This window comes from Aquiflexum sp. (assembly GCF_041749095.1).
GTDB lineage: Bacteria > Bacteroidota > Bacteroidia > Cytophagales > Cyclobacteriaceae > Aquiflexum.
This window is the reverse complement of the sequence record NZ_JBGTCA010000020.1, coordinates 1-12,761: the sequence shown is the minus strand read 5'-3', so window position 1 is coordinate 12,761 and position 12,761 is coordinate 1. Positions and strand designations below refer to the sequence as shown.

14 protein-coding genes, 1 tRNA gene and 2 pseudogenes are annotated in these 12,761 nt (G+C 39.6%); 5 read left to right on the top strand and 12 right to left on the bottom strand.

Going from position 1 to position 12,761, the window contains the following annotated elements; genetic code table 11:
- A pseudogene (locus ACEW8O_RS01465) lies at positions 1–529 on the bottom strand (cytochrome C); the annotation flags it as partial.
- Between the two features lie 74 nt (positions 530–603).
- Between ACEW8O_RS01465 and ACEW8O_RS01460 the strand changes: the two are divergent.
- The 3 genes from ACEW8O_RS01460 to ACEW8O_RS01450 all read left to right on the top strand — a co-directional run bounded on the left by ACEW8O_RS01460 (position 604) and on the right by ACEW8O_RS01450 (position 3,107).
- Positions 604–1,521: an alpha/beta fold hydrolase gene (locus tag ACEW8O_RS01460; protein ID WP_373492846.1), complete on the top strand. Its 918-nt coding sequence runs from the start codon at positions 604–606 to the stop codon at positions 1,519–1,521.
- 247 nt (positions 1,522–1,768) lie between these two features.
- Positions 1,769–1,843 (top strand) — tRNA-Val (locus ACEW8O_RS01455).
- A gap of 538 nt (positions 1,844–2,381) precedes the next feature.
- Positions 2,382–3,107, top strand: a complete 726-nt coding sequence (locus tag ACEW8O_RS01450) for a flavodoxin family protein (protein ID WP_373492845.1) — start codon at positions 2,382–2,384, stop codon at positions 3,105–3,107.
- A gap of 184 nt (positions 3,108–3,291) precedes the next feature.
- Here ACEW8O_RS01450 and ACEW8O_RS01445 read toward each other — a convergent pair whose 3' ends face one another.
- The 6 genes from ACEW8O_RS01445 to ACEW8O_RS01420 form a co-directional block, all read right to left on the bottom strand.
- Complete coding sequence (locus ACEW8O_RS01445) at positions 3,292–3,822, bottom strand: cupin domain-containing protein (RefSeq protein WP_373492844.1); 531 nt, start codon at positions 3,820–3,822, stop codon at positions 3,292–3,294.
- A gap of 279 nt (positions 3,823–4,101) precedes the next feature.
- Positions 4,102–5,226 carry an MBL fold metallo-hydrolase gene (locus tag ACEW8O_RS01440; protein ID WP_373492843.1) on the bottom strand — a complete coding sequence of 375 codons (1,125 nt, stop codon included), beginning with the start codon at positions 5,224–5,226 and terminating at the stop codon, positions 4,102–4,104.
- Positions 5,227–5,237: 11 nt separating this feature from the next.
- Entirely contained in the window at positions 5,238–5,741 is a 504-nt protein-coding gene (locus tag ACEW8O_RS01435) for a GNAT family N-acetyltransferase (RefSeq protein ID WP_373492842.1), read from the bottom strand.
- A 417-nt stretch (positions 5,742–6,158) separates the two neighbouring features.
- Positions 6,159–6,758 carry a carboxymuconolactone decarboxylase family protein gene (locus ACEW8O_RS01430; RefSeq protein ID WP_373492841.1) on the bottom strand — a complete coding sequence of 200 codons (600 nt, stop codon included), beginning with the start codon at positions 6,756–6,758 and terminating at the stop codon, positions 6,159–6,161.
- Between the two features lie 3 nt (positions 6,759–6,761).
- On the bottom strand, positions 6,762–7,061 hold the full coding sequence (locus ACEW8O_RS01425) for a HigA family addiction module antitoxin (RefSeq protein WP_373492840.1): 300 nt from the start codon (positions 7,059–7,061) through the stop codon (positions 6,762–6,764).
- A gap of 10 nt (positions 7,062–7,071) precedes the next feature.
- Complete coding sequence (locus ACEW8O_RS01420) at positions 7,072–7,353, bottom strand: type II toxin-antitoxin system RelE/ParE family toxin (RefSeq protein WP_373492839.1); 282 nt, start codon at positions 7,351–7,353, stop codon at positions 7,072–7,074.
- A gap of 224 nt (positions 7,354–7,577) precedes the next feature.
- Between ACEW8O_RS01420 and ACEW8O_RS01415 the strand changes: the two genes are divergently transcribed.
- The gene (locus tag ACEW8O_RS01415; RefSeq protein WP_373492838.1) at positions 7,578–9,698 is read left to right on the top strand and encodes a PQQ-binding-like beta-propeller repeat protein; all 2,121 of its coding nucleotides are present in this window, start codon (positions 7,578–7,580) and stop codon (positions 9,696–9,698) included.
- A 28-nt stretch (positions 9,699–9,726) separates the two neighbouring features.
- Here ACEW8O_RS01415 and ACEW8O_RS01410 read toward each other — a convergent pair whose 3' ends face one another.
- Both ACEW8O_RS01410 and ACEW8O_RS01405 read right to left on the bottom strand, forming a co-directional pair.
- Entirely contained in the window at positions 9,727–9,885 is a 159-nt protein-coding gene (locus ACEW8O_RS01410) for a hypothetical protein (RefSeq protein WP_373492837.1), read from the bottom strand.
- Positions 9,872–10,198 (bottom strand): hypothetical protein, encoded by a 327-nt coding sequence (locus tag ACEW8O_RS01405; RefSeq protein ID WP_373492836.1) that lies wholly within the window; start codon positions 10,196–10,198, stop codon positions 9,872–9,874. The genes ACEW8O_RS01410 and ACEW8O_RS01405 overlap by 14 nt, the downstream gene beginning before the upstream one ends.
- Before the next feature lie 185 nt (positions 10,199–10,383).
- Here ACEW8O_RS01405 and ACEW8O_RS01400 point away from each other — a divergent pair.
- Positions 10,384–10,587, top strand: a pseudogene (locus ACEW8O_RS01400) (hypothetical protein); the annotation flags it as partial.
- Positions 10,588–10,749: 162 nt separating this feature from the next.
- Here ACEW8O_RS01400 and ACEW8O_RS01395 read toward each other — a convergent pair.
- The 3 genes from ACEW8O_RS01395 to ACEW8O_RS01385 form a co-directional block, all read right to left on the bottom strand.
- Positions 10,750–11,694 (bottom strand): DUF5677 domain-containing protein, encoded by a 945-nt coding sequence (locus ACEW8O_RS01395; protein ID WP_373492834.1) that lies wholly within the window; start codon positions 11,692–11,694, stop codon positions 10,750–10,752.
- Positions 11,695–12,111: 417 nt separating this feature from the next.
- Positions 12,112–12,288, bottom strand: a complete 177-nt coding sequence (locus ACEW8O_RS01390; protein ID WP_373492833.1) for a hypothetical protein — start codon at positions 12,286–12,288, stop codon at positions 12,112–12,114.
- Positions 12,289–12,381: 93 nt separating this feature from the next.
- The gene (locus tag ACEW8O_RS01385) at positions 12,382–12,591 is read right to left on the bottom strand and encodes a hypothetical protein (RefSeq protein WP_373492832.1); all 210 of its coding nucleotides are present in this window, start codon (positions 12,589–12,591) and stop codon (positions 12,382–12,384) included.
- Positions 12,592–12,761: the final 170 nt, after the last annotated feature.

Sequence of the window (12,761 nt, the reverse complement as noted above, 5' to 3'; positions counted from 1 at the left end):
TTTCTATTAAAATCCTCCGTTCTAATCCGGGATCCCCATTTTCATTGCTCACAAATCCAGGTTGTTCTTCTATGTGAACCACTTCCCCACTCTCCATGTGGGCCTCATTCCAAATGGTGATTTGTTTGTCCTTCAGTTTATACCCTTTGTATTTCCATGTGAGGGGAATTTCTTGGCCATCACGTGTGATTTTCCAAAGGTTGTAAATTTCCCCATTCTTTAAATAGGGCGTGCCCCAACTACTGGGTTGAATGTTTTTCTTGTTGGTATATACGGCACCTTCCAGTAATACCCCACCCTTCCAAACCTTGTACAACTGCTGATTGGAGAGATCATAGGCCACATAACAGGCAGAATCCAATGCCAGGGTAAGCATCCTTGGTTTTTTGTCAAGTACAGACCTAAATGCCCATGGATCCAGAGGACGCTCAATTTCAACCCTGGGTTGACAGGAGTATAAGCAAAACAGGAGCAAAAGCAATCCAAGCACCTGAAATCCAACCCCAATTATATTTTCTACTTTATTCATTTTATCATTAGAATCGGCAATCAGCAAAATACAAAAACTTATGCTAGCTTTATCTAAATAAATCAGTTTGATCCATGGAAAAATATTTAAATACCTTCTCTCCTTTGGGTGTGATGCTTTATATCCTTTTGATTTTGACAGGATGTAAAGCCGGCACGAATCAGGAGAACTATCAGGTCCTGGATCTGTCGGGAGCAACTATACATTATGATGTAGCCGGAGAAGGGTTTCCGCTGATTTTAATACATGGCAGTCTGACAGATATGCGATATTGGGAACGACAGGTGCCAACTTTACAAAAATATTATTGCGTCTATACCTACAGCAGAAGGTATAATTACCCAAACCAAAACCAGCCCATCGCCAATCATTCAGCTATCGTTGAAGCGGAAGATTTATTGAATTTTATGGATGCGCTTGAAATCAAAGAAGCTAATATTCTCGGCCATTCTTATGGGGCCTATACAGCCCTGGTTTTTGCGATGGAACACCCAAAAAGGGTAAAGAAAATGATTTTGGCAGAGCCTCCCATCATAAGGTGGCTTACTGAGGATTCCGGAAACAATGCCACTTATGATAAATTTATGCATCAAACCTGGAATCCTATTGGAATGGCTTATTTGAAAGGAGGGGAGAAAGCAGGACTGGATCAAACTTCAAAGTGGTATTTCCAATCCGAATTTGACTCTATTCCGGAATTTTGGAGAACGAGCTTCCTTCAGAATTCGAAAGAATGGGAACTGTTAGCGACCTCATCCGATGCCTTTCCATTGGTAGATATGGACAGGGTAAAGATGCTTACCACTCCTACAATGCTTTTATCCGGGGCATTGAATACCGGAAACATGAATGACCTGATCGATTGTAAACTTGAGGAATTATTGCCAAACGATATTTGGATTAAAATCGACAATGCAGGACATGAAATGTTCCTTGACAACAGCATAGATTCCAATCTGGCAATATTGGCATTTCTTTCTGCCAATCACTGAACTATGCAGGCACTTTGTTAATTTATTGGAGAGTAAATTTTTGGCAACCTTTGTTGTCGGGTTGTCAATTCCCCATAAACCCTTGATTATTGACCTCAAAAATTTTACAATTTATCAATCTTTCAATATTCCCATTGTCTCCCCCTTTGAAATCCCAAAATCATTCCTGATTTTAGCATCCTCAAATCGGGATCTTATCCCGATAGCTATCGGGATGGTTTAGAGCGTTGCTATATTAAATATTATCGGGATCTTAGCTCAGTTGGTTTAGAGCGCTGCTTTGACAGAGCAGAGGTCATGGGTTCGAATCCCTTAGGTCCCACTTTCTTTTTTAGAGGCGAGAAGCGAGAAATTAGACTTTTCCCAATTTCTCCTTAAAATATTTGAAATAAAATCCGTCTTCTTGGATCGCCAGGTCATGGGTTCGCCCAAATAGGTCGTGGGTATTTAGGTCCAACTTTTAGATTTTTAGAGGCGAGAGATTAGAGTTAAGACCGTTTCGGAAAGTTTGTTCTGATATTCCGCATCGCATTCCAATGATACTCATATTTCGTAATTGAGTTGGTTTGGTAACAAAGTGTTGTCTATGACCTACATGCATGCAGTAATTTTTGTGATAGAAAAAAACACATTCTCCAAAGATAAATTCCGGACAGCTTGATTAATTGGGTAAATACCATTGAAAAATTGCCTTTGGAAAGTCAATTCAATGAAATACAAAATTGATGAGGGAACTCAGGAGAACCTTAGTTTTATTGGCTTTGAATTTGATTTTTTCTAAAAACATTGAATATAGTTTCTATATCAGTATACCCATTCAAATGGGATTATCCCTTTTTCAGAATTAAAAATCAAATCAAATGTCAAGACCGGAATTTAAAAACTTACGCGCAATATTTATCAATTGCACATTGGAAAAATCCCCTCGGGTAAGTCACACCTCAAGATTGATTGATGTTTCTAAGGGAATATTTGAACGTGAAAAGGTGTCAGTTGATGAAATCAGGTTAATAGACCACGAAGTGCCTCCGGGCGAAAAATCTGACATGACTGAACATGGATGGGAAAAAGATGAATGGCCTGAACTTTTCAAGAGGGTTCTGAAAGCGGAAATCCTCGTATTCGCAACTCCGATTTGGCTTGGTGAGAAATCATCTGTGGCTAAGAAACTGATTGAAAGACTGGATGGTATGAGTGATAAGACCAATGAAAAAGGCCAATCGATCTATTACGGAAAGGTTGCCGGATGTATGATTACAGGCAATGAAGATGGGGTAAAGCATAGTTCGATGGGTATTTTATTTTCTTTGCAACATCTTGGTTTCACCATACCTCCACAGGCAAGTTGTGGATGGATCGGAGAAATCGGACCCGGCCCCAGTTATGGAGATACAGAATGGAAAGACAAAAAAATTGATCCACCCAAAGGTTATGATTCTGATTTTACCAATAGGACTACCACTTTTATGACTTACAACCTCATGCACCTGGCTTCCATGTTGAAATCAAAGAAAGGCTATCCGCAATATGGAAACTCAATGGAAGATTGGGAAAATGGCGAGCGTTGGAAATTCAATAATCCTTAAAAATCCCAAGGTCGTCTATGCCTTCGAAGACTACTTTTACACAATCTTGGTTCGAAATTACGCCAAGGTTCGTGTCTCCACGAACCTTATTACCTCCAACCCTCTACGCCAAAGTCCGTGTCTCCACAGATTTTCCCTAATCCCCGTAGTCAGAGCTGTAAGTCTGTTTGCTCATTAGGATTTGTCATGCCATCTTAGATTTAGCTTTTACAAGTCCGAACATTTTGCCAAATATTGCTATAAGGGGAAATATGGATTTTTGGACGAAAAGAGAAGTATCTCCCAAATAGTATTCACCTTTCATTTTTCGCAAAATGAAACAGGCGTCATATGGGGAAGGATCTATTGAATTTCTACGGTTACTTGAGGCAAACATTTCAGTCAAAAAATATTCGATATGAAGGGCAGGAGTAAAAACCGCTCTGCATTTTATTTCATTGCCATCTACAGAATAACAAGTGTGTAAGGTATTTGGAGGAAGCGTCAATGACTGTCCGGGCTCGAGAATGATTTTGTTTTCACCATACTCAAGTCCCAATCTGCCTTCAACCGCCTCAAATAATTCACTTTGTAAAACATGCCGATGCAAAGGAGGCCTGGCACCATTCGCCGGCAAGGTTGTAATCACCTCTACATATTCCCCATTAGTATCTTTGGATGTCTTTATGAAGGTTATGGTTTCGCCGGTCGCTTTAAGTTCAATTTTTTTGTTCATCGTTGTTGGTTGTTATTTATTGTTAAAGTTTGGGCTAAGGTTGTTCCTTTATTTTCCAAGGTTTTAATTATATCCTAAATGCCCTAATGCCATCTTAAGATGCTTTTTTTATTTTCTTATTATCTATTTAATTACTGCTTTAATAATTCGCCCGGGGACAAAGGATATTTGAAGATTCACAGTTAATGCTAAGACCATGCTTCTTAAAGATACTGATTTTTTATTTTCTCAGTGCGATATAAGAGGAAGTCGAAAAAATTGACCTAGGCACGCGACAATTTATCTTTCCCTGTTTGGAATTTCCCACCAATTAATGGTTGGACTAAGACCGGGTATAACTTTTTCGCCCATAATGGGTGTCACCAGTTTGATGTTATTTTCTGCTGCCAGATCAGCTACCATTTGAATAGATTCATCCCAAGGGTGCATTGCCAGATCAAAGGCTCCCCAATGAATGGGAAACAGGAGTCTAGTATCTATATCCAGACATAACTGAATTGCCTGATCAGGAAAGAGGTGGGTCAAAGGCCATCCTTTGTTCCAGCCATCTATTTCCACAAAAGCCAGGTCGAAGGGACCATATTTTTGTCCTATGTCTTTCAGATGTGTGCCATATCCAGTATCACCACTTACAAACAGATTTTTATCAGTCCCTTTAATTACAAAAGAGGCCCAAAGGGTTTTATTTCTATCATTATAACTTCTACTTGTGTAGTGTATTCCAGGAAGAGCAGTGATTTGCAAAGAACCAACAGTCTTGGTATCATGCCAACCTAACTCGCTGATGTTGTTTTTCTGAATACCCCAGCCTTCCAACCGTGCGCCTACACCCAATGGCACGATAAATTCTGTGTTTTTAGATGCCAGAAATCTTATGGTAGCAGCCTCCAAATGATCATAATGGTCATGGGTAATGACTACCAAATCAATCTCAGGCAGTTCTTCTCTTTTGATGGGAGAGACATCAAACCTTCTTAAAATAAACGGTAGGGGACCTCCATTTTCGAACACAGGATCGAATAAGATCCGCATTCCATCAAGCTCAAGAATAAACGAGGAGTGACCAAACCACCATGCAGCAAAATCCGAAGGGGTTTCTGAAAAATCACTTTTGGTAATCATCTGTTTGGGTAATGGAAACCCCGGTGCATTTGGTGAAGTTTTAAAAAACCGTGCAGGACCTGCGTCTCCGCCTGTGGTTTGCTCCGGATAATAAGGCAATTCCTCCGGACTTATAAACTGATCGGTATCTGCATTATAATATGCCAGCGCGGAGAATCTTTCCCTGCGGTCTTCCAAGGAATCCAAACTGCCAATCTGTTTACTTACATAATATCCCACCACTCCTATTACCATAAGAATTATGGCTATGGTCCATAGTGCTATTTTCAATATTTTTTTCATTCCTATAAACCTCAGTTTTCCCGTCTGATTGCATAGATTAACTCGTCCAATAAATCGCCATCTTTTATCAATACTTTTTCAAATTTACCTTCAAGCAAAAATCCATTCTTCTCCAATACTTTTTGTGAAGCGGTGTTCGTCCCAAATGGACGGGCAAAAACCCTATCTATGTCATAAGTCTCAAAAGCAAAATTTAAGATTTGTTGGATAGCAATACTGACTATACCTTGTCCCCAAAACGGTTCTCCAAGCCAATAACCAAGTTCAGCATTCCTTTTGTGTATGTTGTCCTGAGGATGTATTCCAATTCCACCTATGGCCTGTCCGTTGTATTCAATGGCGAAAATGTGAATTGGGTCGTCTTTGGTAACCAATTCAATAAATGCCTTTCCATTTGTCTCTGTGTAAGGAAATGGAAATTTGTCAGTCATATTTCTTGCAATGTTCCGGTTATTGGCATACTTGACCAAATTGCCCAAGTCTTCAATCGCCCAAGGTCTTAAGTTTATTTCCATTTCTCAATGATGTTTAGAATCATGGCAAGGCTTGCAGATTGAAACATGCCACTCAATAGGTTCCTTTCCGATGTTCCTTTTTGCGTATTTCTTATGATAAATTTGAGTAGCAGGTGCACCACAATACACGCAGCGCCAATTATCACGTTTGAATACAACATATCTTTTCCGCTGCCATTCCTCTGATTTAAGATATTCGTTCCGATAATAGTCACGACGGCGTTTTCGCTTTACTTCGAAAATCCAGCGTTTAAATAAGTATATGACTACTAAAACAAATAATGGAAGTGAAATTTCCATGGTTTATGCTGTAAGCCATATGACATTATCTACTCAATTCTACAGATTTTCAAGATTAGGAACCAAGTGGCGAAATTCATCGGGTAAATCAAAGCGTTTGTTTTGATCCATAGATATTTAGTATTTATGCTTCCCCACAGTCCAGTCATTCCCTTTTAAATGTTTATCACCCGATGCTATTGCCTCCTTTTCAAGTTCTGTACCCATAGAATCATTCCATCGATTTAAAAATCCAAAAAGAGCGATCACTCCAAGAATTTCTACAATTTCACCTGCATTCCAATACAATCTGAGTTTTTCGGCAACAGCATCATCCACTGCATTTGGAATCACAGAACTGGCAAATGCGAATTCCAGTGCAGCACGTTCTTGTTCCGAAAACGCATGATGTGTCCGGAACTCCCAAATATTTTTCAGCTTTTCTTCATCTGCGCCATATCGCTCAGCAGCTCTTATGGTATGCGCCTGGCAATACCTGCATCCTGCAACATTGCTACTGATATATCCAATAAGTCTTTTAAGTGAACTTGTAACCCTGCCCTTATTGTCCATTACTGCTTTGTTAAGTGCAATGAAAGCATAGGCAATTGAAGGTCTGTGATACATCGTTTTAACACTGTTAGGGCAAAACCCCAATGTTTCATTAAAAAACTGTATCAACTCTTGGAAGTTTTTATCTTCTTTCTCTGCTGAGGGGAGTACTAAAGGTCTTTTCATATTTTATGCAGCATTTCCTTTTATAGGAATGATTTCATTCAGCTCTTTTTCCTTCACAACTTTTTCTTCTTCAAGATCATAATCATCTTGTAATCCCATCCAAAACTTTGCACTGGTTCCAAAAAATTTGGCAAATCGTAAAGCCGTATCAGCGGTGATTCTTCTGTTGCCCCTAATAATCTCTGAAATGCGCGTTTGAGGAATAAATGTTTCCTTCGCTAAACGGTATGCAGAAATCTCCATAGGTTTCAAGAATTCCTCTAGTAAAATTTCACCTGGGTGTATATTTTCCAACTTTTCCATATTGTTTTGATTAATGGTAATCAACTATTTTTACATCGTATGCATCATTATTTTTCCATTGAAAGATGATTCTCCATTGATTATTTATTCTAATACTATGGTATTCTTTTAGGTCACCTTTCAATTTTTCCAGTCTATTTGCAGGCGGAACTCTTAAATCATTTACATTCTGTGCGTTGTTAAGCATTCTAAATTTTCTGCGGGCAACATTCTGAATTTCATTTGGTAATTTCTTCGACTGAATTCCATCCCAAATTTTTTCGGACTCCTTATCACCAAATTCTTTTATCATAAAAATGGAAGCATATTACTAACGCCAAAGGTAAGTATTTATTTCTTTCTGGGCAATCAACGGCTTTTGTTTTACCATTCCGTCTCTCGATATTGTAAAAATGTATCAGGGAGTTTGGCAATGGCTTTCATATAAGAGGAAGAATCTTGTTTTATCATTAAACCTCCACAGCCATGTTTCCTGACCACAAACGCTATTCAAATCAAGTTTTAACCCTGTTTCCTATGAATATAAAATCATGGATTTATGTCGTATTTTTTTTGATTTCTTTTGCCTGTGGCAATAAAAAAGATGCTTCCCGTGGTGAATGGACCATTTATCGTGGCGGGAATGATGCCGCCCAATTTTCGGAATTGGATCAGATCAATGTCAAGAATATTCATCTGCTTGAGCCGGCCTGGATTTTTAATACCGGGGACGGCGGAGAGAAAACCACCATCGAATGCAATCCCATCATCATCGGCAGGACGATGTATATCACCTCTCCTGCCCTCGCATTGATCGCCTTGGATGCTGCGACAGGGAAGGAACTTTGGAGATTTGATCCTTTTGCCGGTGAAACAGCAGTGGGCGTCAACCGAGGGGTAACCTACTTCAAAGACGGGGAGAAAGAAACGCTCTTTTTACCGGCCGGGAGCTATTTGTATGCAGTAAATGCCCAATCCGGAAAATTACATGCTGATTTCGGAAATCAGGGAAAAATCGACTTACGGGAAAATATGGGAATGGATCCGGAACGTCTTTCCGTAGGTTTATCCACGCCGGGAATCATTTACCAAGACCTGATCATCGTAGGTTCTACCACCGGAGAGGGCTACACGGCTGCACCGGGACACGTTCGGGCCTTCAATGCCAAGACCGGTGAATTTGCTTGGATTTTTCACACGATCCCCCAAGAAAATCAGTTTGGTCATGACACATGGAATTGGATAGCAGGAGAAAATTACGGCGGGGCAAACAATTGGGCAGGAATGAGTCTGGATGAAAATAAGGGTTGGGTATTTGTTTCCACAGGTTCGGCGGTATATGATTTCTATGGTGCCAACCGACTGGGAGAAAATCTCTATGCCAATTCCATCATTGCACTGAATGCGGCCTCAGGGGAGAAAATCTGGCACTATCAGGCCGTGCACCACGATTTATGGGATGTTGACCTTCCCTGTGCCCCGACCTTGATTTCCATCCCTTGGGAAGGTGGTTGGAAAGAGGCCCTGGCGCAGCCCACTAAAATGGGAGAACTGATCATCCTGGACAGAAATACCGGGGAGCCACTTCTTTCCGCCGAAGAATCTCCGGTTCCCGGATCTAATGTCCCGGGGGAATTAGCCCATCCCACGCAAAAACTGAATCAGGGAATTCCTTTGGTCACTAGGGGATTGGATCCTGAAAAATTGACTGACATTTCCCCGGAATCCAATGAATTTGCCCGAAAAGAACTGGCCAAGTATCGGAATGAGGGAATTTACACACCTCCAAGTATGGAAGGAACAATTGCTTTCCCCGGACCTAGAGGGGGTGCGCTTTGGGGAGGTGCATCCTACGATTCCAAAAACAATATGATGTACCTCAACCTCAACGAGATCCCCATGATCCTGCAATTGGCCAAAGTGGATTCAGAAGGAGGCTCACCACAAGAAGCTTTAAGCGGTTATGGATTGTATATGACCAATTGCTCTAATTGTCATGGTGCAGCAAGGCAAGGGGTAATGGGTTCTTTCCCTGCATTGACAGGGATTGAAAACAGGCAGGACAAATCTCAAATCATTCAAATCCTGAGTAAAGGAAAAGGAGTGATGCCGGCTTTTCCCCAATTCACAGAGGCTGAACTCGAGAAATTGGCGACCTATTTACTGGAAGGAAAAACTGAAAACCGATCCCCTGAAAGCCCAAAGATCGGATTGGATAAATACGTACTTCAAGGATTCCGGATTTTCACTGACCAAGATGGGTTTCCTGCCAATAAGACTCCTTGGGGTACCCTGACAGCCGTAGATCTTTCTACGTTTTCGGTTAAATGGAAAGTTCCGCTGGGATACTATCCTGCATTGCGCGAAAAAGGAATATTGGAAGACACCGGTACGATGAACTATGGTGGATGCGTTGCAACAGCAGGTGGATTGGTATTCGTAGCAGCAACAGCGGATGAGCTTTTCCGTGCTTTTGATGCTACGAGCGGAAAAGAACTGTGGTCGTACAAGCTCCCGGCCGGAGGATATGCGGTCCCATCCGTTTATGAAGTGGAGGGAAAACAGTATGTGGTCATCGCAGCTGGTGGTGGTAACCGAATGGGAACACTCTCCGGAGATTCGTTTATTGCTTTTTCGTTGCCGGGTGAAAAAAAGTGATGGTTAACAGGTGCGTTGCAATTGGGATTCAATCTACACAGAGAAGATCTCCATAGGTCAAGCCTTTGGAGTCAACCAACTGCAAGTACTTTTTGATCGTATTTCGGGCAATGCCCAAAGTTTTGGAGATGGTCTGCAATGCCATGCCGTTGTCACGGTGTCGGATTATCTGTTTAAGATTGCTCATGGTTATCGTTGTTCCTGCCATACTTTAAAGTGTTAGTTTTACTGTAATCAATCAGTTGAATATAAATGTCCTTTTGGCTGCTAGCATAGTTTTTACCATCTGCGGCAGTTGTCCGGAATTTCCGGACAACTGAATTTTCGTCCAATTCACCTTCACCGAAAATATTGCTGATATGCTCACTAATGGTCCGCTTGTCTTTACCAAACAATTGCCCCATCTGTGCCTGAGTAAGCCAGACAGTCTCTTCCTCTAAGCGGACATCAATTTTGATGTTGCCATCAGGGTTTTGGTATATAAGGATATCGCTGTTCATTTTTTATATACAGATCATCTGATAATTGAATTGCCCCAACAACTCGGTAAAAGCACTTTCTAATTTTCCTTCATTGAATTTCATTAGCTCAAAACATTTTTCCCTCTTTCTGTTAATAGGTATCGCTGTTTGCTGCTTTTCGGGTATGGTTAATGCGACAAATTCCAGGTCAATGGCAGGTTGTAAATAAGCTTTTCCGTGCTTTTGATGCTGACAGCGGAAAGGAACTGTGGTCTTACAAGCTCCCGGCCGGAGGATATGCGGTCCCATCCGTGTATGAAGTGGATGGAAAACAGTATGTAGTCATCGCCGCCGGTGGTGGCAACCGAATGGGAACGCCCTCCGGAGATACCTTTATTGCTTTTTCTTTGCCGGGTGATAAAAAATGATGGTTAATAGGTGTTTTGAAATTGGGATTCAATCTGAGTTTTTGGAATAATAGGCTAAAGGTTTGGTAAATAGGAAGATAAAAGGGTGTAATTGCTTCCGACTGCTGTGGGGCACATACCAAGCAGAAGCAACTAGCTTTATAATACACCCAAAGAGGGTGGTTATTTTCTGTTTTTAGGGAAAATGTAAATATGCTCCTTGGTTAAAAATTCTTGACCTACTTGAACCTGATTAATTTGAAAGTGCGCCTTAGTTCTCTCAAAAAGCCCTGTTAATATTTGAGGATTTTCCAACTTTAAACAATCAACGGCCGACAAAGATGCCTCTTTAAACATATTCTGGAAAAAAATAAAATCATGTGCCAATTCAAATGGAGGTCCGGGAATTCCAAAAACCTCTATTCTGCCAGTTACAGAAGAATATTGTACAATATCTTTTTTAACAAGATTATAACCATGAATGTATTCAGAATAAGATTTATATAAAGTATGGTAAATTAATTCATAACCTAAATTTTTTGAAAGGTCTTTAATTGAATTAATTCCCTTATTGTTTATTGAGTACCATTTTAATTTTGGGTTGTTCTCAAAATATTTTTTATAAATTTCACCTAATGGTTCCGATTTAATTAATAATTCCAGCCTTTGGATTTCAGTTTTTATTTCGAGTATATTTCCACTTGTTGGGTTTAATTTTCCAACTCTTAGACTTTCTAAACCTTGTTGATAAACCTCATAAGTCGGATGATCCGGAAGGAAAGTTTTTAAATGTTTAATTCTTTCATTAATTCCGTGTATTTGATAACTAATTGATCTCTCTTTAGTATTTTCTTGCTTAAAATATTTTAGAAACAGGTTTGTCTCTAACGATTCTCTATTTAAAGATTTCATTAAAATAAACTCATTGTTTTTAGAAAGTGACATTTGACCATAGGCCAATTCAACCATTTTTCTGTATAAAAGATTGATAGAAATTCCTTCGGTTTTCTCAGTTGAACAATTAATGAGTTCATTTAAAATTTTCTCCCCTTCTTGAAATAAGATATTAAATGCTTGAGTATAAAACCTAATCCAAGGTTTAATACTCTTTTTTGTCAATTGATCCATTTTCTAAAATAGGAGGAATTTCTTTTAAATACATTTATATAAACGTTTAAGTGTAGCTGCCGAGGGAGGATAAACTAAGCCAAGACATGGGCACATGGGTTAACTTATCGAAAGAAAAGTAGACTACGCTCAGGAGGGGGTATGAAATGTTTTGTTTTTCATTTATTTCAAAATCAGCAGATTGTTAAATTATCAAAAAACCCTAATTTATATTACGAAAACTAAGAAATCTAAATGATTCAATGATCTTGTCAAATGTGATTATTGGAATTCTGTCTATTAGTATATCTAAAAGCTGCTTTCTGTTTCTTCCCAAATAAACTTTTTGTTGTATCAATTCTAAATATTTGAATTCTCTCTCAGTGATTAATTTTGACAACTCAATAATTCCTATTCGCTCACTAAATCCAATATCAATTAAGTTAAATAAACTTTCCTTAGCTTCCCCTTACTGATAATTTTCTTGATCTCAGAACCTTTGATCACACCTTGTTTATCACCTATCCACACAATCGCACCTGTCGGGCATCTTTGGATAGGGATTTGGGTTTGGTGGTTTTTGGAATAATCGATGACAGGTAGATTATGGATCATGGAGTTAAGATTGGGAGCATCCAATTTGCCACAGGCAGTTCAACCTACCTCACAGTCTTCCACTACCCCATCACCAGCCTCAAGACTTAAAACTTAATCCAATACACTTGATGTTTCAACCGGAGGTGAGACACCCGGCGGCAAGTCCAAAACCGGATCATCATTTTCGGGAATCCCACCATCTTCATCATCATTGTTGTCTTGATCCTTACATACATAAATTTTAAACACCTTATAAATGATAAATATATTCAGTATAATAAATGAAATATACAGCGGATGGGCAAGGATGAAATCAAGCATGCGTTGTGGAAAACAAATTATTAAACCATTTGGTTATTTCGGTCTGACCATGCCAGTCATTTCGGTCAAACCGTGCCACTTTGAAAGATCATCTAAAGTAGGTTAAATTTTATTCATTTTTCAAAACTCCTTTTCTTAAAGACTCTCCTTTGAGATCTATTCTGTGGGAG